Annotated in this window: 18 protein-coding genes; 5 read left to right on the forward strand and 13 right to left on the reverse strand. The window is 62.5% G+C overall.

Annotated features, from left to right (window positions below; translation table 11 throughout):
- The first annotated feature begins 313 nt into the window (after window positions 1–313).
- Window positions 314–697 (forward strand): hypothetical protein, encoded by a 384-nt coding sequence (locus ABZE94_RS05000; protein WP_372874425.1) that lies wholly within the window; start codon window positions 314–316, stop codon window positions 695–697.
- A gap of 17 nt (window positions 698–714) precedes the next feature.
- On the opposite strand, the gene ABZE94_RS05005 is transcribed toward ABZE94_RS05000, so the two are convergent.
- The 9 genes from ABZE94_RS05005 to ABZE94_RS05045 all read right to left on the reverse strand — a co-directional run bounded on the left by ABZE94_RS05005 (window position 715) and on the right by ABZE94_RS05045 (window position 10,092).
- Window positions 715–1,749 carry a GlxA family transcriptional regulator gene (locus ABZE94_RS05005; protein WP_372874426.1) on the reverse strand — a complete coding sequence of 345 codons (1,035 nt, stop codon included), beginning with the start codon at window positions 1,747–1,749 and terminating at the stop codon, window positions 715–717.
- A 111-nt stretch (window positions 1,750–1,860) separates the two neighbouring features.
- Complete coding sequence (locus ABZE94_RS05010) at window positions 1,861–2,619, reverse strand: SDR family NAD(P)-dependent oxidoreductase (RefSeq protein ID WP_372874427.1); 759 nt, start codon at window positions 2,617–2,619, stop codon at window positions 1,861–1,863.
- Between the two features lie 10 nt (window positions 2,620–2,629).
- Window positions 2,630–3,397 (reverse strand): SDR family NAD(P)-dependent oxidoreductase, encoded by a 768-nt coding sequence (locus ABZE94_RS05015; RefSeq protein ID WP_372874428.1) that lies wholly within the window; start codon window positions 3,395–3,397, stop codon window positions 2,630–2,632.
- Window positions 3,394–4,779, reverse strand: a complete 1,386-nt coding sequence (locus ABZE94_RS05020; protein WP_372874429.1) for an MmgE/PrpD family protein — start codon at window positions 4,777–4,779, stop codon at window positions 3,394–3,396. The genes ABZE94_RS05015 and ABZE94_RS05020 overlap by 4 nt, the downstream gene beginning before the upstream one ends.
- Window positions 4,780–4,871: 92 nt before the next feature.
- Window positions 4,872–5,897: a glycine betaine/L-proline ABC transporter substrate-binding protein ProX gene (gene proX, locus ABZE94_RS05025; RefSeq protein ID WP_372874443.1), complete on the reverse strand. Its 1,026-nt coding sequence runs from the start codon at window positions 5,895–5,897 to the stop codon at window positions 4,872–4,874.
- A gap of 50 nt (window positions 5,898–5,947) precedes the next feature.
- Window positions 5,948–6,898 (reverse strand): glycine betaine/L-proline ABC transporter permease ProW, encoded by a 951-nt coding sequence (gene proW, locus ABZE94_RS05030; protein WP_372874430.1) that lies wholly within the window; start codon window positions 6,896–6,898, stop codon window positions 5,948–5,950.
- Window positions 6,899–6,954: 56 nt separating this feature from the next.
- Entirely contained in the window at window positions 6,955–8,130 is a 1,176-nt protein-coding gene (proV, locus tag ABZE94_RS05035; protein ID WP_372874431.1) for a glycine betaine/L-proline ABC transporter ATP-binding protein ProV, read from the reverse strand.
- Window positions 8,131–8,563: 433 nt separating this feature from the next.
- Window positions 8,564–9,406: a pyrroline-5-carboxylate reductase family protein gene (locus tag ABZE94_RS05040; protein ID WP_372874432.1), complete on the reverse strand. Its 843-nt coding sequence runs from the start codon at window positions 9,404–9,406 to the stop codon at window positions 8,564–8,566.
- A gap of 11 nt (window positions 9,407–9,417) precedes the next feature.
- Window positions 9,418–10,092 (reverse strand): TetR/AcrR family transcriptional regulator, encoded by a 675-nt coding sequence (locus ABZE94_RS05045; RefSeq protein ID WP_372874433.1) that lies wholly within the window; start codon window positions 10,090–10,092, stop codon window positions 9,418–9,420.
- 280 nt (window positions 10,093–10,372) lie between these two features.
- On the opposite strand from ABZE94_RS05045, the gene ABZE94_RS05050 reads away from it, so the two are divergent.
- The 3 genes from ABZE94_RS05050 to ABZE94_RS05060 all read left to right on the forward strand — a co-directional run bounded on the left by ABZE94_RS05050 (window position 10,373) and on the right by ABZE94_RS05060 (window position 14,887).
- Window positions 10,373–12,409 (forward strand): FAD-dependent oxidoreductase, encoded by a 2,037-nt coding sequence (locus tag ABZE94_RS05050; protein WP_372874434.1) that lies wholly within the window; start codon window positions 10,373–10,375, stop codon window positions 12,407–12,409.
- A 316-nt stretch (window positions 12,410–12,725) separates the two neighbouring features.
- Window positions 12,726–13,697, forward strand: a complete 972-nt coding sequence (locus tag ABZE94_RS05055; protein ID WP_372874435.1) for an IS110 family transposase — start codon at window positions 12,726–12,728, stop codon at window positions 13,695–13,697.
- Between the two features lie 236 nt (window positions 13,698–13,933).
- Window positions 13,934–14,887: a 5'-nucleotidase gene (locus ABZE94_RS05060; protein WP_372874436.1), complete on the forward strand. Its 954-nt coding sequence runs from the start codon at window positions 13,934–13,936 to the stop codon at window positions 14,885–14,887.
- A gap of 103 nt (window positions 14,888–14,990) precedes the next feature.
- Here the strand turns inward: ABZE94_RS05060 and ABZE94_RS05065 are convergent, their stop codons facing one another.
- The 4 genes from ABZE94_RS05065 to ABZE94_RS05080 form a co-directional block, all read right to left on the reverse strand.
- Entirely contained in the window at window positions 14,991–15,983 is a 993-nt protein-coding gene (locus ABZE94_RS05065) for an isopenicillin N synthase family dioxygenase (RefSeq protein ID WP_372874437.1), read from the reverse strand.
- A gap of 189 nt (window positions 15,984–16,172) precedes the next feature.
- Entirely contained in the window at window positions 16,173–17,120 is a 948-nt protein-coding gene (locus ABZE94_RS05070; RefSeq protein WP_372874438.1) for a GlxA family transcriptional regulator, read from the reverse strand.
- A gap of 125 nt (window positions 17,121–17,245) precedes the next feature.
- Window positions 17,246–18,187, reverse strand: a complete 942-nt coding sequence (locus tag ABZE94_RS05075; protein ID WP_372874439.1) for a DMT family transporter — start codon at window positions 18,185–18,187, stop codon at window positions 17,246–17,248.
- Window positions 18,188–18,280: 93 nt separating this feature from the next.
- The gene (locus ABZE94_RS05080) at window positions 18,281–19,489 is read right to left on the reverse strand and encodes an aromatic ring-hydroxylating dioxygenase subunit alpha (RefSeq protein ID WP_372874440.1); all 1,209 of its coding nucleotides are present in this window, start codon (window positions 19,487–19,489) and stop codon (window positions 18,281–18,283) included.
- 238 nt (window positions 19,490–19,727) lie between these two features.
- Here ABZE94_RS05080 and ABZE94_RS05085 point away from each other — a divergent pair, with 238 nt between their 5' ends.
- A complete protein-coding gene (locus ABZE94_RS05085) occupies window positions 19,728–20,678 on the forward strand; it encodes a LysR substrate-binding domain-containing protein (protein ID WP_372874441.1) in 951 nt (316 codons plus the stop codon).
- Window positions 20,679–20,699: the final 21 nt, after the last annotated feature.

A 20,699-nucleotide genomic window follows, 5' to 3' on the forward strand; every position in this document is an offset into this window, starting at 1 on the left:
CACCTTAGATCAGACTCCTGCGCCGCAACAGCCTCCAGGCAGGCCAAACTATCCAGCCGCGACACCCGCGCCTGCGGCCCCTGCTCGCCCAGTCGCCTGGCAAATTGCGCGGCGCCAGTTGGAAGGCAGCCCCGGGCCGCAGCGTACTCGGCCAGGTGCGGGCCAGGGCTTGCGTACGAATTGTGGCGCCAGGCCATGGGTTACTCATCGGGAAATTCGCGGAAAAAATCTTCAACCCGGCCGCCAAGCGGCCGATAACCAAGTGCGCGGCATTTCTACAGACTTGGCCCCTGGCGGCCGCACCGAGTGACTCATGGTTAATGGCGTTACCGCTTCCAGCACCGCGCTGACGGCCCTTGGCAGCAACCCGAGCCGCAGCAGCCCGGCAGACATCCGCGCCTACCTGGATTTCCAGATCCTCTTGAGCCGGGTGACCGCGGGCCCGCAGCCGGTGGTTGCCGAGGCCACGACAGCCGGCCCCGAGCAGGCGTCGGCCCCAGCACAGGCCCATGGCGAACCGGACAGCGGCTTCAAGCAATTGATCGCACAACGCCAGGTCGAGCTGAGCACCAGACTCAATGCCGAGCCCGCGAAAGTCGATCGCTTGACCCTGATGCTGCTCGCCGATGCGTTCAGTGCCGGCAGCCAGTCTGCCCCCGGCGAGTCCGCGCCGCCCTATCCGCTCAGCCTGGTGTGAGCGCGGCGCTCTTGCTGTTAACGCCGATTGTGTGAAGCGGCGCGAAAACGCCCCGGGGAAATCTCGAAAAACTCGCGAAAGCAGCGGCGGAAGTGCGAAATGCTGACAAAGCCGCTGGCGACGGCGATATCGGCCAGCGACTTGTTGGTCTGCTGCAGCAACTGCCGGGCGCGGGTCAAGCGCAGCTCCAGGCTGTAACGCGAGGGCGTTGCATTGACGTGGCGGCAGAACAGGCGTTCGAGCTGACGCCTGGAAATCCCCACGCAGCTGGCCAGCTCATCCACCGTCAGCGGCTCGTCGATATTGTTGTGCATCAGCTCCAGCGCCGTTTTCAACGTCTGCGGCAGGGTCGGGTCGTAGTCGACGGCCACCACCGACACATCCAGGACTTCCTGCATGGTGTCGCAGCTCAGCACTTGCTCGATGGCATTCACCAGGTTGCTGCCACTGCCGCGGCGCACCACTTCCAGCATCATGCCCAGCGAGCTGTTGGCACCGGCACAGCTGATCCGCTGGCGATCCAGCACATAGGCATGGCTGGACAACTTCACCTTGGGGAACAGCTCGGCGAGCATCGCCCGCCCATCCGGATGGAAGGCGCAGTCGTAACCATCCAGCAGCCCCGCCTCGGCGAGAAAATAGGCGCCGTTCCACAAGCCGCCGAGCATGGCGCCGGCGGCGTCGGCCGATCTGAGCTTGGCCCTGAGCAGTGGATCGGCCTGCAGGCGCACCCGGAAACCACCGCAGACGACCAGGATGTCCTGCCGCCTCTCGTCCATCTCCTCCAGGCGGCAGCCGGCCGAAATGGCGATGCCCAGATCGCTGACCACCACCTCGCTCGCGCCACCGACCACCAGCACCTCATAGAGCGGCGTCGGGCTCATCAGGTTGGCGGTGACCAGGGCGTCCACCGCCCCGGTGAAAGCCATCATCGAAAAGTTATCCAGCAGCACGAAGGCAACCCGCTGCAGCGGCAGCTCCGGCACACCGTCCCTCTTGGCGAGGTGCGCCATATTCTTGTTCTTCAGCAAGCTCTCGAAGGAGGATCGCATGTCATAACTCGCAGGCAGTGAAGCGTCTACGCAGTAGTTAACCATAGGCAGTCATCGCGCATCACCTGCGAGCCGACAATGCAGCGCGGCGGCCCGGCCGCTCGCGCAGGCTCAGAACGGCAAGGGCAGCTTGGCGGTGCGCCCACCATCGACCACCAGCACCTGACCGGTGACGAAGGCGGCCTCGTCGGAGGCGAGGAACACCACCGCACCGCCGACGTCCTGCGGCGTGCCGGTGCGGCCCACCGGGTGCATGGCCAGCAGGCCCTTGCGCGCCCCGACCGGGTCGGCCTGGACATCGATGTAGGCGTTGCTCAGGTCCGAGTCGATCCAGCCCGGGGCGATGGCGTTGCAGCGCACCCCGTCGCGGCCCAGGTCCACCGCCAGGGCCCGGGTCAGACCGTGGATACCGGCCTTGGAGGCGCAGTAGGCGGCATGCTGCGGGTTGGCGCCGAGGCCTTCGATCGAGCCGATGTTGATGATGCTGCCACCGCCGCGCTGACGCATCTGCCCCAGTAGCTCGCGGGCGAGGAACACAGGCGCACGCAGGTTGACCACCATCATCCGGTCCCAGTCCTGCTCGCTCATGGCCTCGATCGGCTGCTCGAACATGAAGCCAGCGTTGTTCACCAGCACATCGATGCCGCCCATCAGCTCGGCCGCAGCCAGGGCGATCAGGCGCGGGGCGCCGGACTCGGCCAGGTCGGCCTCGACGAAGAACACCTCCGGGTTATTCGCCAGCTCCGCGTCCAGCGCCTGACGCTGGGCCACCAGCACCCGCGCGCCAGCGGCCAGGAGTTTCGCGGTGATGCCGCGGCCGATACCACGGCCGCCACCGGTTACCAGGGCATTTTTTCCAGTCATTAGCATGTTCGTCTCCTCAACCCGATACCGGCTTGGCGCCGGTGACCTCAAGAGTTTCACCGGCGATGTAGCGCGCCTCGTCCGAGGCCAGGAAGGCGATCACATCGGCGATGTCTTCCGGCTCGGCGATACGCCCCAGGGGTACGCTCTTGTTCAGTTCCTCGACGGCTTTGTCCGGGTCCAGGCCGCGGCGTTCGAAACCGCTGCGGATCATCGGCGTGTTGATCTCGTGCGGGCACACGGCATTGACCCGGATGCCCAGCGGCGCGCAGTCGCGGCCGAGGTTCTTGCTCAGCGCTGCCACCGCACCCTTGCTGGTGCAATAGGCGACGTGGCCGGGGCCTGGATAGACGCCCCACACCGAGGAGGTGTTGACGATGGCCGCGCCCTTGCGCCCCTTCATGTGCGGGATGGCTGCGCGGCAGATGTAGAACACCGCGTTGAGGTTGACGCCCATGGCGTCGAACCACATCTCGTCGGTGGTTTCCTCGATGGTGCCGCGCGGAATGATGCCGGCGTTGTTCAGCACGATGTCGAGCCCGCCGAAGCTTTCCACGGCCACACGGACCACGGCCTCGCAATAGCTCTTCTCACGCAGGTCGCCGGCCAGGTAGCTGACCTCGGCGCCGAGGGCGCGGGCCTGTTCGGCAATCCGTGCGCAACCAGCCTCGTCGCGGTCGGACAGCATCAGCCGCGCGCCCTCGCGGGCAAACAGCAGGGCCAGGGCCTGGCCGACACCGCCAGCGGCGCCGGTGATCAGGGTGACTTTCTCGGCGAATTTCATAGGGCAACCTCCTTGAGCTGGATTGATCCAGGCAGCGCCTGGGCGGCTTCGGTGTGGAACAGCAGCTGAAATAGAGCTGAGCAGTCGGCGCTGGCGGGCAGTTCGGCAACGGCCTGCTCGATGGCCTGACGTCGCTCGGCATCAAGGCTGACACCGGCCAGCAGGTGAAACTTGGCGCTGAATTCGGCCTGGGTCATGGCCGTGGCCGGGTCGCCCTTGGCTGCGGTGACTGGGCTGGTGAAGCCCTGGCCATCTTTGAGCGACACCGAGACCCGCGAGAGGATTTCATTGGGAAAGCGCGCCGACAGGTCGTCGGCCTCGACGATCTCGATGCGCCCGCTGACCGCGAGGATGTCGGCGGCGTGGATCGCCTCGCCAGTCACCTCCAGCGGGCCGACCTGGCCGCGGGCCACCAGGGCCGCCAGGGGGAAGGCCAGGGCGTACTGGGCCTCGTCGGCGTTGGCCGGGGTGTGGCCCTGCAGGCGCATGGACTCGTGGAAGGTCTCGACCTCAATGCGCTCGATGGCCTCGCCGGTGATCTGCGGGTGCTCGGCCAGCAGCGCGGTCATCGCGGTCAGCGCCGGCTGCGCCCAGCGGCACACCGGCCAGGGCTTGAAGTACTGGGCGTCGATCTCCCAGCGCTGACCGAGGTCGTGCCACTGGGCGGCCACCGCCGTGGTTTCGACCGTCTCGGCCGGCGCCCCGGTGACCCCGGCCTGGGCCAGCAGCAGCGCGTTGAGCCCGGCATGGGCACCGGCGCCGTGGGCGTCGCGCAGCATCGAGGGGTGATCGACCAGGCGCATCATCGGGCAGCGCGGGCCGAAGTACTCGGCGATGCCCAGGGCATGGCGGAAGGTCTGCTCGTCCAGCCCCAGCAGGCGGGTGCCGGCGCAGACCACGCCGAGCCCGGAAAAGGAGCCCGAGGCATGGTACTCGGGGGCGGTGGCCATCAGCGCGGCGCCGGCGCGCAGCGCGGTCTCGTAGCCGATGCACAGGACGCTGAGCAGCTCTTCGCCGCTGATCGCCCGGCCCTGCTCGCGGCAGGCGTCGACCAGCGCCAGCACGGCCGGCACCACGGTGGCGCCGGCATGGCCCTTGGAGGTGAAGTGGCCCTCGTGGGCATCCAGGCTGTCGACGCTGAAAGCGCCGGCCCAGGCTGCGCCCAGCGGGTGCACCGCGCGCCCGTCGAACAACAGGCGGCTGGCCATGGCGCCAGCCGGGTAATGGCTGACGGCATAGTGTTTGAGGGCCTGGCTGGTCTGGTTGTCGCGGGCGCCGGCGGCGACCCCGAGGATATCCAGCAGGCAGGTCTGCAGCAGCTCGCGGGTGTGTTGCGGCGCCTGGCTGAAAGTGAAATCACGGACGAACGAATAGAGCGACATGCGGCTTCTCCACAGACGAGATTCGAATCAACGGGATGAAAAAGACGCCCACTAGGGGCGCCAAAAAAGGGGTTGCAGCCTGAGCGAAGGACTCAGTTGGCGGCGGCGCGGGAAGCGGCCAGCCAGGTATCGAACTGCTCGCGGTGCGCGGCGACCCACTCGTCGGCATGGCGCTTGATGTCCTTCATGCTGTTCTCGCCATTTTGCATCTTCAGGTTCTGCGCGCTCTCGTCGTCAGCGGTGATCTGCACCTGGGAGAGGAACTTCAAGGCCGCCGGATTCTCTTCGGCGAAGTCCTTGTTCAGCACGGCCTTCACGGTATCCACGGCGAAGCCGAGGTTCTTGCCTTCGAAGCTGGTGTTGACTGTGTTGTCGCCGCCCGGCAGGTCGGTATGCGGCACTTCCAGCCAGACCACGTCCTTGCCCTCGACCAGCACACCGGCGATCCACTGCGGCACCCAGGTGAAGTAGAGGATCGATTCGCCTTGTTGATAGCGCGCGATGGTGTCGGCCATCAGGGCGAAGTAGGAGCCGCGGTTGTGGCTGACGCTCTTATCCAGGTCATAGGCCTTCATGTGATGGTCGATCACCAGTTCGCAGCCCCAGCCCGGGTTGCAGCCGGTGAGATCGGCCTTGCCATCGGCATTGGTGTCGAACAGCTTGGCGATCTCCGGCTTCTTCAGGTCGGTGATGTACTTGATGTTGTATTTATCGGCGGTCTTCTTGTCGATCAGGTAGCCCTGCAGCACGCCCGGGATCACGTCGCCGGCCTTGACCAGGGTGTCGTCGCCGCCGACCTTCTGGTAGAAGGTGTCGTGCAGCTTGTCCCACAGGTGCACGGAGAAATCCGCATCGCCGTAGGCCAGTGCCACCATCATCGTCGCGTACTCGGTCTCCTTGGGCTCCTGCATGTCATAGCCCAGCTCGCGCAAACCGGCGATGGCCACCTCACCGCGAAAACGCTCCTCGGCGATGCTCGGGAAAATCGGCGTTACCTCCACCCCCTCGCCCGGTTTCTCGGCCGAAGCGGCCTGGCTGCAGAGCGGCAACAGGCTCAGGGATGCAACTGCCGCGCAATGCAGCAGCTTCTGGGTGAATCCACGGGTGTGCAAAGTCATCGTCATCTACCTTTTCTGGTTTTCTTCTCGGGTTAACGTACGGGCAGGTTTCAGGAACTGGCTTTGGCCGTCTGCGGGCGGCTACCAAACAGGCGCAGCACCAAGCCGACGGGACCGCTGTGGTACCAGCGCAGACTAGGGTCGGCGTTGCTCCGCTCACCCATGGCCTGGGTCAGGCGGTCGAGGAAGATCGCCAGCAGCACCAGACCGACGCCGCCGACCGTGGCCAGGCCCATGTCCAGGCGGCCGATGCCGCGCAGGACCATCTGGCCGAGGCCGCCGACCGAGATCATCGAGGCGATCACCACCATCGATAGCGAGAGCATCAGGGTCTGATTGACGCCGGCCATGATGGTCGGCGCGGCCAGCGGCAGTTGCACGCGCTTGAGCATTTGCCAAGGCGTGCAGCCGAAGGCACGCGCCGCTTCGATTTTGTCTTCCGGTACCTGGCGGATGCCCAGGTTGGTCAGGCGCACCAGCGGCGGTACGGCGAAGACGATGGTGACCAGCACGCCGGGGACGTTGCCGATACCGAACAGCATCACCACCGGCACCAGATAGACGAACGCCGGCAGGGTCTGCATGGCATCCAGAACAGGTCGCACGATCCGTTCCAGATGGTCACTACGGGCCGAGAGAATGCCCAGCGGCACACCAATCAATGCGCAGAAGAACACCGAGGTGAGCACCAGCGACAGGGTAGTCATGGCCTCCGACCAGACCCCGACCAACCCCAGCAGGGTCAGGGTAATGGCGCACAACCAGCCCATGCGCGCGCCTCCCACCTGCCAGCCGAGCAGCGAGGACAAGAGGATGCCGATCGACGGCGGAATGCTCTGCAGGGTGAATTCGAAACCGTTGAGCACCTGATCGATTGGCCAGCGGATGGCACGGAAGAACTCGCGAAAATTGTGCACCAGGTAATTCAGGGTGCTGTCCACCCAATCGCCCAGGGGAATGGTCAGGGTCTGGAACGGGTCGAGAAAACTGAAGTCGGACATGCGGATACCTGCTCTTCGATTCTGCTGGAGGGGATGCTGCCAGGGCTGGCTGCCACTCAGTGGCGACTCAGGGTCTGCAGCAGCAGATTCTTGGAAATAGTGCCCTTGAAGGCACCGCCATGATCGAGAACCGGTACCGGGTAAGGTACCGACGCCACCACATTGAGCACCTCGTGCAGCGGCGTATCGACGTAGATCGGTTGATGCTGATCCAACCTGAGCAGCTCCAGGCGCTGCAACTCGGCAGCATTGCCGTTCAAGGCATCGGGCTCGATCACGCCCAACAACTGGTCACGCTCGTCGATCAGGTAGCCGAACGGCACGCCTGCCTGGAAGCCCGGCGCGTGGCCATTGACCCTACACACGGCCGCGGGATCCATCACGGCGACATCGCCGGCCAGCAGCACCCGGGAGCTGTCGAAGCCGTGGAAGAAGTTCTCGACGTACTCGTTGACCGGATTGCACAGCAGTTCCTGCGGGGTGCCGATCTGCACCACCCGGCCGCCTTCCATGATCGCGATGCGATGACCGATGCGGATCGCCTCTTCGATGTCGTGGGAGATGAAAATGATGGTGCGCTGCTGCTCGGCCTGCAAACGGATCAGCTCGCCCTGCATCTCGCTGCGGATCAGCGGATCCAGCGCGGAGAAGGCCTCGTCCATCAGCAAGATGGTCGGGTCGTTGGTCAGCGCCCGGGCCAGGCCGACGCGCTGCTGCATGCCGCCGGACAACTGGTGCGGGTAACTGTGCTCGTGCCCGGCCAGGCCAACCTGGCGCAGTGCCTCGATCGCTCGGGCCCTGCGCTCCTGCTCGCCGAGTCCGGAAATTTCCAGGCCGAAGGCGGCGTTCTCCAGCACGCTCATGTGTGGCATCAGGGCGAAGGACTGGAACACCATGCTCATTTCATTGCGGCGTACGTCGAGCAGCTCCTTGTCGGACAGCCCGGTGATTTCCCGACCGTTGAGGTGGATGCTGCCGGAGGTGGGTTCGATCAAGCGATTGAACAGGCGCACCATGGTCGACTTGCCGGAACCGGACAGACCCATGATGACGAAGATTTCGCCACGCTTGACCGAAAAGCTGGCGTCGAACACGCCCACTACCTGGCCGGTCTTATGGAAAATTTCGTCCTTGTCAGCGCCTTTGCGTAGCATATCCATGGCAACTTCCGGCTGTGCGCCGAATACCTTGAATACATGCTTGACCGAGAGAATCTCGTCAGCCTGGGTCATAACGTCCTCTTCTTATATCTGCGATCAATCGGCAACGGTCGAACTCAAAGTTGGCGACCATGCCTTTTGAAACTGGACAATTTAATGAACGGCAGCCACTCAATTAGACGCTGTACCGCCTAAATCCCACTCGGCACTCCACGCTGTAAGTGCCGCTTCTTGTGGGTTCAGATTAAGTTTGGGGGGGGATGGGGTCCAACGACATTTGCTCGGCCCAAACCATAACTTGATGTTATTGGTTGAGCCGCAGGCCTACGGGCGGGCGAGCAGCTGAAGGCGACCAGACGGGCTCGGCGCCTGGGCCAGAAGACGCGCAATAGAGCGGTTTTATCGGCCTGCAAGGGAATCGAGTGGCAGGCGAAACGGCCGGCCAACAGGGCGGCCGGCTGCCCCTCAGGATTGAAAACTCGGTGCCGGTATGGCCGGCGGAACCCTATCGGGCACGCCTGCCAGTGGTCTGGTTCGAGTCCTGGGAATAGCGGCTTTGCATGCGCAGCGCGGCGGCTTCGGCTGCCTCCAGCCCGGCGGCGACCGCCTGCTTGAAGCCGGCCTCGATCATCGCCTGCAGGCCCGCCGCCGTGGTGCCGCGGTAGTCGAGCATGGCCTGGACCATGGCGGCCGGCGGCATGCCGTCGCGACCGAGCAGCTGGCTCGCCCCCACCACCACGCCACTCACCGCGTTCTCCGCCACCTGGCGCGGCAGCCCTCTGGCCAGGGCGTGCGCCAGCATGGCCTCGGCCAGCAGCGCCGGATAGGCCGCGCCCGAGCCGACCAGGCCGGTCAGGTAGTCCAGATCGGCCTCGCTGGCCACCTCGTCGGTGCTGCCGCAGCTCTCGAACATCGCCAGGGTGAAGGCCCTGTCGGCGGCAGTGACCTGATCGCTGGCGAACCAGGGCGTGTAGCACTGGCCGATCTCGGCCGCCGCGTTGGGCATGGCACGAATGACCCGGCGGCTGCCGGTGCGCGCCACCAGGGTGTCGAGGGAAACCCCGGCCATAAAGGAGATCACCAGCTTGTCCGCGGCGTCGATCTCGACTGCGGCGAACTGCTCGGGGCGCACCGACAGCACGATGATGTCGGCCCGCTGCGCCAGCTCGTGGTTATCCGTGGTCAGCTGCACCTGCGGCCAGGCGTCGAAGCCCTCGACCCGCCCGCTGCGGCTGGAGAGGATCAAGCTGGCCGGCGCCAGCACGCCCTTGTCGAGCATGGCGGCGCCGATCGAACGGCCCAGCCAGCCACCACCGCCGATGATGCCGACTGTGAGTTCAATGAACATGCGCGTACCTCTCAGACTGATTCGTTGGGGCCGATCGAGACCAGCACCGGTTCGGCCACGGCGTATCCGTGACGGGCGTAGAAACGCTGCAGCTCGCGGGCTTGCGGGGCCTGCCCGGTGAAAATCTTCACGTACTCGGGGATGCGCTGCATGCGCACCAGGGTGTCCTCGCGGCTGTTCATGCTGATATAGCCGATCTGGGTCAGGTACATGGAGCGGGCCCGCACATCGGCGGGCAAGGCCTCGTAGCCGAAGCGCACGAACATCTCGGCCAACGCCGCCAGGCGCGCCTTGTCGGCGATCTCGACCTGGGCGGCCACCCTGGGTTCCTGCAGCGCCCAGCTGCGCACCGCGAACTCGAACTGCGAATCGAACAGCGCCGGGTTCAGCCAGCAGTCGAAGACATTGAGAATGGCCTCGGCGATGCTCTCGGCGTAGGCCTGGGTCTGACCGACCAGGTTGTCGGTGTTCTTCACCCGCCAGCGCTCCAGCAGCGCCGCCAGCAGTTCCTCGCGGTCCTTGAAGAACCAGTAGAAGCTGGTTCGCGACAGGTTCAGCTTCTTCGCCAGCGGCAGGATGCGCACGGCCTCGACGCCCGATTCGATCAGACCTTCGTAGGCCGCCTCCAGCCAGCCCTCGGCCGAGCCGCGCCAGCCGCTGTCATTTGCTTTGGTAGGTTCGCTCATGGGTCGATGGTAGCGGCCGCCGAGGCTTCGCACAATGCGGAGTGTGCATAGACGTCCAGCAAAATGACAGGACTGTACATTTTTCAGCCTGGCGGCTTCTCCACCTGAATACCGGGGAGCACCTGCAGAACCATGGCTTCACAGCCGCGCTTGCGACAGAAGTTTGCCGTGAGCGACATCCAGGCTTGCGAGCAATGTACAGTTGAGTCAGATTAATTGACACCTGTGTACATTGCCCTCGGGTACAGGCCATAGCCCCTACCAACGTGGAGCCCCGACCATGTCGAATGACCCGCTGCTTCAGCCCTACCAGCTCAAGCACCTGACCCTGCGCAACCGGATCATCACCACCTCGCACGAACCGGCCTACCCCGAGGACGGCATGCCCAAGGCGCTCTACCGCGCCTACCACGTCGAGCGGGCCAAGGCCGGCGTGGCCCTGACCATGACCGCCGGCTCGGCCGCGGTATCGCGTGACAGCCCGCCGGTGTTCAACAACATCCTCGCCTACAAGGACGAGGTGGTCGGCTGGATGAAGGACCTCACCGACGAATGCCACGAGCACGGCGCCGCAGTGATGATCCAGCTCACTCACCTGGGCCGGCGTACCCGCTGGGACAAGGGTGACTGGCTGCCGGTGGTCTCGCCCTCGCACAACCGCGAGGCGGCGCACCGCGCCTTCCCCAAGAAGATCGAAGACTGGGACATCGAGCGCATCATCAAGGACTACGCCGACGCCGCCGAGCGGATGAAGGCCGCCGGCCTGGACGGCATCGAGCTGCAGGCCTACGGCCACCTGATGGACCAGTTCTGGTCGCCGCTGACCAACGAGCTGGACGCGCCCTATGGCGGCTCCCTGGACAACCGCCTGCGCTTCACCTTCGACGTGCTCAAGGCCGTGCGCCAGCGCGTAGGCAACGAGTTCATCGTCGGCGTGCGCTACACCGCCGACGAGGCCCTGAATGGCGGGCTGAATGCCGATGAAGGCCTGGACATCTCGCGTCGCCTGAAGGAAAGCGGCATGGTGGACTTCCTCAATATCATCCGCGGCCATATCGACACCGATGCCGGCCTGACCGATGTCATTCCGATCCAGGGCATGCACAACTCGCCGCACCTGGACTTCGCCGGGCAGATCCGCGCCGCCACCGACTTCCCCACCTTCCACGCGGCGAAGATTCCGGACATCGCCACCGCGCGCCACGCCATTGCCTCGGGCAAGGTCGACATGATCGGCATGACCCGCGCGCACATGACCGACCCGCACATCGTGCGCAAGCTGATCCAGGGCCGCGAGGAAGACATCCGCCCCTGCGTCGGCGCCAACTACTGCCTGGACCGCATCTATCAGGGCGGCGCGGCCTACTGCATCCACAACGCCGCCACCGGCCGCGAAACGACCATGCCGCATGAGATTCCCAAGGCCGCCCAGCGGCGCAAGGTGGTGATCGTCGGCGCCGGCCCGGCCGGCCTGGAAGCGGCCCGAGTGGCCGGCGAGCGCGGTCATGAGGTGGTGGTATTCGAGGCCGCCGCCCAGGCCGGCGGGCAGATCCGCCTGACCGCGCAGAGCCCGCGTCGGCGCGAGATGCTCAGCATCATCGACTGGCGCCTGGCCCAGTGCGAGGCCCTGGGCGTGACCTTCCACTACAACAGCTGGGCCGAGGCCGAGACCATTCGCGCCGAGAAGCCCGACGTGGTCATCATCGCCACCGGCGGCTACCCGCACACCGAGGTGCTCGAGGCCGGCAACGAGCTGGTGGTGTCGACCTGGGGCATCATCTCCGGCGACGTCAAGCCGGGCAGCAACGTGCTGCTGTTCGACGACGCCGGCGACCACAGCGCCCTGCAAGCCGCCGAGTTCATCGCCCAGAGCGGCGCCAAGCTGGAGATCATGACCCCGGACCGCAGCTTCGCCCCGGAAGTCATGGCGATGAACCTGGTGCCCTACATGCGCTCGCTGCAGAAGCTCGACACCACCTTCACCGTCACCTATCGCCTGGCCTCGGTGGCCCGCGAAGGCCAGACCCTGGTGGCCCACATCGACAGCGACTATGGTGGTGTGCGCAAGCAGCGCCACGTCGACCAGGTGGTGGTCAACCACGGCACCCGGCCGATGGACGAGCTGTACCTGGAACTCAAGCCGCTCTCGCGCAACCTCGGCGCGGTGGAGTACGCCGACCTGATCCACGGCAAGCCGCAACACCGGGATGACAACCCGGACGGCGAATTCCAGCTGTTCCGCATCGGCGACGCGGTGGCCGCGCGCAACACCCACGCGGCCATCTACGACGCCCTGCGGCTGGTCAAAGATCTTTGATCGCCTGGCCGCGAGGCCGGCATTGCGGCTGCCTGACCGATGCCATGGTGGGTTACGCCGCTACGCGGCTAACCCACCCTTGTATCTCGACAATTGCCTTTCACAGAGGCGATAGTCCCCGACAGATCATCGGGGGAGGGCCAGGAAGATGTACGCACCCTCAGGCCTCGAGCCTGTTTCGTAGATAGTGCTCCGGCCCTCCACACTCACTCGTAAAGTTCGAACGGTATCTAGGGCCTACCTCGGGTAAGAGCTCGCATTCACAAGGTTGGACAGGGTGCAGTGATGATCGTCATAAATCGATAAAGGAGAGCTTATGTCCAGTATCGTTGGCATCGATATCGCCAAGCACAGCTTCGATATCGCCACCCTGCAAGCCAATGGCAAATACCGCACCAAGAGCAAGCTGGCCAATCAGACGACGGGGTTTCAGACGCTCCAGCAGTGGCTGGACAAGTACGCCGAGCCGGGCGCCTGGGTCGTGATGGAAGCCACCGGGGTCTACCACGAGGCCTTGGCGGAGTACCTGCACCAACTGGGTTACCGCGTGTGCGTCATGAATCCTGCGCAGATCGCCAGCTACGCCCAGAGCCAGTTACAGCGAGTCAAGACCGATCGCGTCGACGCCAAGTTGATTGCCGACTATGGCCAGCGGCACATGGACAAGCTGCGTGCCTGGCAACCCGAACCGCTGGCCGTGCGTAGGTTGCGGGCTCTGGTGCGTCGACTGGATGACCTCAAGGAGATCGAGCGGATGGAGCTCAATCGCCTGGATGTTTCGCACGCCAGTGTTCAGGACTCCATCCGCTCAGTTCTGCAGCATATCCAAGAGCAAATTACCGATACCCTGAAAGCGATCCAGGACCACATCGACAACGATCCGGACTTGCGCGGTAAGCGCGATCTATTGGTCAGCATCGACGGTATCGGCGACAAGACGGCGGCCTTGCTACTGGCCGAGTTGGGCGATCCCTTGGGGTTCAAGAGTGCTCGGGCGATCACCGCGTTTGCTGGGTTGAATCCGAAGCTGCAGGACTCCGGCAAGCACAAAGGCCAGGTGGTTATTTCGCGCATGGGTTCCTCCCGCCTACGTGCAGGAATGTACATGCCTGCGGTCGCAGCGATGATCCACAACCCGGCGATCAAAGCCCTAAAAGAGCGCCTGCAAGCCCGCGGAAAGGCCGGCAAGCAGATCGTCTGCACGGCGATGCGTAAATTGCTCCACATCGCCTATGGGGTGCTCAAATCAGGCGAGCCATTTGATGTCAAAAAGGCCCTTGCCCGATGAGAGGCAAGACGGTATCTACGGGCCTGAGCGTGCGGTCGTATGCGGTAATGATGAGCGAGCGGAGTACGAAATTCACGCGAACACACGCCCCAGCAAGCGCACCTGACCCTGGTTATTGTTTGGCCGTTATTTTTACCGAAGACTAGGCGGCGTGACGCGAAATAATGCAGAATTCGCGACTATTGGATTAACGCAGAAATCCAACTAATCACTTTTCAACTCTTAAAGTAGCCCTTATGCCATATCCAATTGAAAGGAAGCTAGTAGTAGCGGTTTCATCAAGTGCATTGTTTGATTTGTCTGAGTCGCATGCGGTTTTTGTTGAAAAAGGACCGAAGGCTTATAAGAAATTTCAAGAGGAAAATCTGGATAAAGTTCTTGAAAAAGGAGTGGCATTTCCTTTTATTAAGCGATTTTTAAAAATAAACCAGCGCTTTCCCGAAAAGCTACCGGTTGAAGTAGTGCTATTATCAAGAAACTCTGCAGCCACAGGAAAAAGAGTTTTTAGATCAATTAAACACTACGACCTTGACATTTCCAGAGCCGCCTTCATGGAGGGGAAGTCACCATTTGAATATATTCCTGCATTCAACGCATCATTATTCCTCTCGGCAAATGAGGAGGATGTGCAAAATGCTATTGATGCGGGATACCCCGGCGGAGTGGTTTTGCCTAGCAAGATTGTTAGTGATGACGAAAACGATGAACTAAGAATAGCATTTGACTTTGACGGAGTTATTGCTGATGACGAAGCAGAGGCGATATTCAAAGGTGGGGATCTGCCAGAATTTCACGCTTATGAAGTGGCAAATTCTGAAACACCACACAAGCCGGGGCCATTAGCCGATCTTTTCAAAAAGCTTTCTTTCCTGCAAAAACTAGAAGACCGTGAAATTGAAAATGACCGAAACTATAAGAGAGTTCTAACTACCGCCATCGTTACGGCTAGGAATGCGCCAGCTCATGAGCGCGTTATTACCACCCTTGAGGATTGGGGTGTAAGTGCAAACGAGATGTTTTTTCTCGGAGGGATGGAAAAAAATAGGATTTTGTCAAAACTGAAGCCGCATATGTTTTTTGATGACCAAAGAAATCATTTAGAATCCAAGGCCGGTGACATACCAATGGTGCACATACCCTTTGGCATCGCGAACAAAAAAATTGAACAACCGAAGTCAGAGGACAGCTAAAGCTACGCCCTGCTTTTGGGCGTTACAGAGAAAAGGGGCGGAGTGATTGAACATGGATCACTCCGCCCCTTTACCGGCGCACCCAAATATCCAGGACGCCGTCTTAGCCGCCGATGACCACATCCTGCAAGTGGGTGTAGCTGTCGACGAAGCGCTTGTACTTGTGCTGGCCGCTGGTGTACGGCTGGTACTTGCTGGGCTTGTCCGCACTGATGCAGCTCGGCACCACATCCACCACCGCATCGAAATCGAGGTCGATAAAGAACGGCACCGAATAACGATCCACCCCACTGGTATTGATCACCCGGTGCAGGGTGGAGATATAGCGGTCATTGGTGAAGGTCTGTACCAGGTCGCCGATGTTGACGATAAAGGTATCCGCCACGGGCGGTGCGCTGACCCATTCGCCGTTTCTGTTCTGCACCTGCAATCCGCCATTGGCATCCTGCGAGAGGATGGTCAGGAAGCCGTAATCGGTGTGAGCGCCGATACCGATTTTTTTCCTGGTGATAGTGCCGAACTGCGGCGGGTAATGCAGCAGGCGCTGAATGGTGATCGGCTTCTTCTGCAGCTTCTCGAAGTAATCCGCCGGCAGGTCCAGACTCAGGGCAATGGCGCTGATCAGCTGGCGCGCCAGGCCGAGCATTACTTCATGATAAGCCTCCATGACCTGCTTGAATTCCTGGACTTCCTCCGGCATCAGGTTGGGGCCGAAGAAAGGCGAGACGTCCTCTTCGTGCCGACCGTAGTCGAAGCACTCCTTGAAGTCCTTGGTGTTCTGCGGGTCGACGTTTTCACCGTACATCGGAATATAGCCGCGCAGCGTCTGCCCGGAATTGACGATATTCAGTTGATTCTTGGCTTCGAAGGGCAGTTCGAAGAATTTTCGCGAGAGTCGGTACACATCTTCTATCAGGGAAGAAGATACGCCGTGATTCTTGATGTACAGAAAACCGAAGTTCTCACAGATATTGCCAATTTCAGCGGCCACCGACTGTGCATCACTGCCGTCCAACAAGGGCCCGATATCGACAACGGGGATCTCGCTGAAGGAAGTTGATTTACTGGAAAGGCATTCTTCGATTACTTGCGTCATGTTCTGCACCTGAAGGTCGGCGGAGTGAGTTCAGGGATAATCTGAAAAGCCCGACCTGCGAAGAATACAAACCAGCAACCTCGCGGCTACAGGCGGAATAACTTCGGGAACCAGGGAACATTTCAGCATCTCCTTGGTCACTAGCTTCCGCTCACCGACAGCGCAGAGATATAACAAAGCCGAAGAAATTTATAATTTTTTGTCGCCGCGCAAGCGAGTCGGAGAAAAGCCGTAGGCTTCCCTGAAGCGCTTGGTGAAATAGCTCTGCGAGGCGAACCCCGTCGCCTGTGCAACAGTGGCTATGGGTAGCCGGCTGTCCTTGATCATGCTCCTGGCATGCTTCAGCCGAAGTTGCAGATAGTAATTAACTGGGGTGGACTGTTCGTGAACCCGGAACACGTGCTCCAGCGTGCGCACCGTCGCACCAATCTTGCCGGCCAGTACTTCTATGGACAGTGGCGCTTCGATGTTGTTTTCCATCAACTCGATCGCCGCCCCCAAACAGGGCGATTTCATTCTCAACTCCAGATAGCGGCGAATATTCTGTATTTCATCCCGCGTTCTGATTCTGTCCTGGCAGAACTGATGGGAAACCTGCAAGGCGAATTCGGCGCCATGGTCCTGACCGATGATGTAGAGCAGCATGTCGAGCGCCGTGGTTCCGCCCTGACAGGTGAAGACCCCATCGCCCACGGTATAGATGCTTTCATCCACCGGCACGGTGGGATAAAGCTCCCTGAAGGTCGCCATCTGTTCACCGAACAGCGTACAGGGCTGGTCGCCAAGAACGCCCGCCTTGGCCAGGATAAAGCTGCCGCTCGACAGGGAGGCGAATCTGCAACCCTTCTTTTTCAGCGTTTTCAACTTGGCAAGGAGCGCCGCGCCCTCATAGCCAGCGGCCTTCTGGTAGGCACAAATGAACAGCAGGTTGCAGTCTTCGATCTCGCTACAGTGCCCGGAGACCTTGATCGGCACGCCGTTTGACGTACAGACCTCAGTCACCGCCGGATCGAGGTCGCCGCTGTACAGGCGGTAGTCGTATGCCGCTGCCCCCCAGAGAAAATTGGAGACACTCAGGGCTTCGATGGCCAGGGAGAAGGAGGTCAAGGCAAACCCGGGCACCAGCACGAAGGCCACACGCCTCGTTTCACATCGATCAGGTTGTATTGGCATCGCGGTCATCTTCTCCGTTCAAGAAAACCATAAGCGCAGGCGCTGGCGTCCGCTTGCGCAGGCTTGGCTCCGGTGCCGCGATGCGAGCTCTAGAGCAACTGGTCGGGCTCCTCCGGCACAGGTACCGGCACCAAGGCCGGCTCCGGCAATGTGCCGCCCTGGCGCGACAGGATGACGGCCGCCGCCACCACCATCAGGCCGCCGCCGAGCATGCCGGCGCTGATCTGCTCGCCGATCAGCAACACGGCGATGGTCACCGCCACCACCGGCTCCAGGGTCGACAGGGTGGAGGCCGCGGACGAGCCGATCAGCGGCGAGCCGGCGAGGAAGAAGGCCACCGGCAGTATGGTGGCGAACAGGGCCAGGCCCAGCATCGACCACCAGGCCGACGCCCCGGACGGCGTGGCCGCCCCCAAGAACAGCGCGGCCACCGCGAAGGTCAGGGCGCAGCCCAGCAGCACCATGGCCGCCGAGGCCAGCGGCCGCTCGTGGCGAATGCTGTGGGTGCCGTAGACGATCGCCGCGCCATAACTCAGGGCCGAGAACAGCGCCCAGAGCACCCCGCTGAGGTTGCCGCGCAGGCTCAGGCCGGTGGCCAGCAGCACCCCGCCCAGGGCCAGCACCAGGCTGAGCAGCTTCAGTGCACTGGTGCGCTCGCCCAGGTAGGCGATGGAGATCGCGGTGACGAAGGCCGGGAAGGAGAACATCAGGATCACCGCCAGGCTCACCGAGGTGGAGCGGCTGGCGGTGTAGTAGCCCAGCGCCGCGCAGCCATAGCCGATGCCCACCAGCAGGTTCTGCCCCGCCAGACGCCCGCGCGGCAGGCGTATGCCGCGCAGACGCAGGAACAGCAGCAGGATCGAGGCGGCGATGGCGAAACGCACCAGCAGCAGGCCGACCGGGTCGGCGCCACCGGCATAGGCGTACTGGGCGAACAGCGGCTGCAGGCCGTAGCAGAAGGCCGACAGCAACACCAACATGAAGCCGCGGGCGTAGCCGTCGTTCAGGACAAAGGGGGGCGCACTGTGCATGGTTGCAAGACCTGATGAGCGAGAATCGGGCAAGAATAGGCCCCGCATAACCTTGTGGGTTATGCGGGGCCGCCGGTTACGAGCTTGGCGCCGTCACTCGGCCAACTTGCGCGCCATGGTCGCGCAGTACCAGTCGTCGAACTGGCATACCCCGTTCTCGGCGATATCCGAATAGGGTCCCGGCTGATAGGCCGGCGAGTTGACCCCGGCCTGGGTGCCCTCGACCAGGCGACGGTCCTGATCGTTGGTGGCCAGCCATACCCGGGTCAGGGTTTCCAGGTCGTAATCGAGGCCTTCCTGGGCATCCTTGGGCACCAGCCACTTGGTGGTCACCAGGGTCTCGTTGGGGCCCTGGGGCAGCACGCGGAAACTCAGGGCGTGGTCACCGAGGAAGTGGTTCCAGGTCGACGGGTAGTTGAAATACAGCAGCGCACCGATGTTCTCCTCGCCACTGGTGTCCAGGCGCCGGGCCACCGCCTGCTTGCCGTTCATGGTGTAGCTGACGGCGCCGGCCGACAGCGGAATGCGGGTCATGCGGAACTGCCCGGCATCGTCCATCACCAGGCGGCTGGGCAGGCCGGCGGCCTCGCAGCGATCCCAGTGGGCAACCAGCTCCGGATCCTCGGCGCCGCCGACCCCGGCCACCGAAAGGTTCTCGACGAAGGAGTTGAGCAGTTCCGGGTGGGTGCCGTCGCAGTGGTAGCACTCGCGGTTGTTCTCGAACACCAGCTTCCAGTTGCCCTTCTCCACCAGGTTGGATTCGAAGGCCACCTTGCAGTCGTCGAGGTTGTGCGGGGCGATGAAGGGCGATACCGCGGCGCGGAACTTCTCGAAGTCCGGCGCCTGCTCGGCCACGCAGACATAGATGTAGCTGTTGACCACCTGGCAGTGGACCGGCTTGAGGCCATAGGCGCTCTTGTCGAAGTCCTCGCCCATGTTGCCGGCATAGATCAGCTTGCCGTCCAGTTCGAAGGTCCACTTGTGGTACGGGCACACCAGCTTGGCGACCTTGCCGCTGTGCTCGCTGCAGACCTTGGAGCCGCGATGGCGACAGGCGTTGTGCAGGGCGCGAACCTGACCGTCGGCACCGCGCACCACGATCACCGGGTAGTCGCCGATCTGCAGGGTCAGGTATTGGCCCGGCTTTTCCAGCTCGAAGGTGTGCCCGGCGAAAATCCACTCTTTGTGCCAGATCTGCTCGAGATCCTGACGATAGACATCGACATCGCTATAGAGCGCACTCGGCAGCGCATGGCGCGACTTACGTTGCTGGATGAGGCCTGCCACCGCTGCTTTGTTCATATACACTCCACCACTTACCCAGTTAATTGTGCCGACATTGTTTAAACCGCGGCGTTATTGGGAAACCCTATCCGGGTTGAACTCAGGCGACCGGGGCTATTGCACGCTGGTGCTTTCGGCTATATTTCCGAGCCACGCATCAACCCCTTGAGCTGCTATCGCCGATTAACTGAAGTCTAGTGCGCGGTCATAGTCGACAGAACCGACTTTTTATTCAGGATATTGAATACCTGTTGTTATGGTCATACATACCGAACCCGATCAGTCCCTGCTCAAGATGCCGTCGCTGCGTGCGGTAAAATCCTTCGTGGCAGCCGCCAAATACCAGAACTTCACCCGCGCCGCCGAGGCCCTGTGCGTGACCCAGGCGGCCATCAGCCGGCAGATTCGCGAACTGGAGGGCTACCTCGGCGCCGAGCTGTTCAAGCGCGCCGGCCGCGCCGTGGAACTGACCGTCGCCGGCTCGATCTTCTACGACGCGGTGCAGCTGTCGTTCGTCAACATCGCCCAGGCCGCCGAACGCATCCGCAGCCACAACGCCGGCAAGCGCGTCCTGACCCTGTGCTGCTCGCCGGCGTTTTCCGCACTATGGCTGGCGCATCGTCTGCCCAGCTTTTTCAGCGCCAACCCGGACATCGACCTCAACCTGATCACCACGCAGAACTTCCTGTCGATGGAGCCGGGCGTGCGCCCCGACATCTTCATCACCAAGATGGCCAAGGTGCACGAGGGCTACCGCAGTACGCCGCTGGTCCACGACGTCATCTACCCGGTCTGCACGCCGCACTATCTGCAGCAGCATCCGGAGCTGAGTAGCCTCGAAGGCCTGCGCAACAGCGTACTGCTCAACCTCAGCCCCTATGGCCGCTCCCAGGTCGCCGAGCACGTCGACTGGGGCGTCTGGCTGGCCTTCCACAACATCGATATCGAGACCCGCGCCCACGACAGCCCGCACTTCTTCAACGCCAACGACTACAACATGCTGATCCAGATGGTGCTCAGCCATCAGGGCGTGGCGTTGGGCTGGCAACATCTGGTCGGTCACCTGGTCGAGCAGGGGCTGCTGGTGCGGCCGGTCAGCGAGGAAGTGGTGCACCGCGAGAGCCTGCACTACCTGACCTTCAGCGAGGACAAGGAAGACGACGAGGCCTGCTGCCGCCTGCGCGACTGGTTGACGCAGCAGTTTTGATTACCCAGGGTTATTATTTGC

This window comes from Pseudomonas sp., from assembly GCF_041601375.1.
GTDB lineage: Bacteria > Pseudomonadota > Gammaproteobacteria > Pseudomonadales > Pseudomonadaceae > Aquipseudomonas.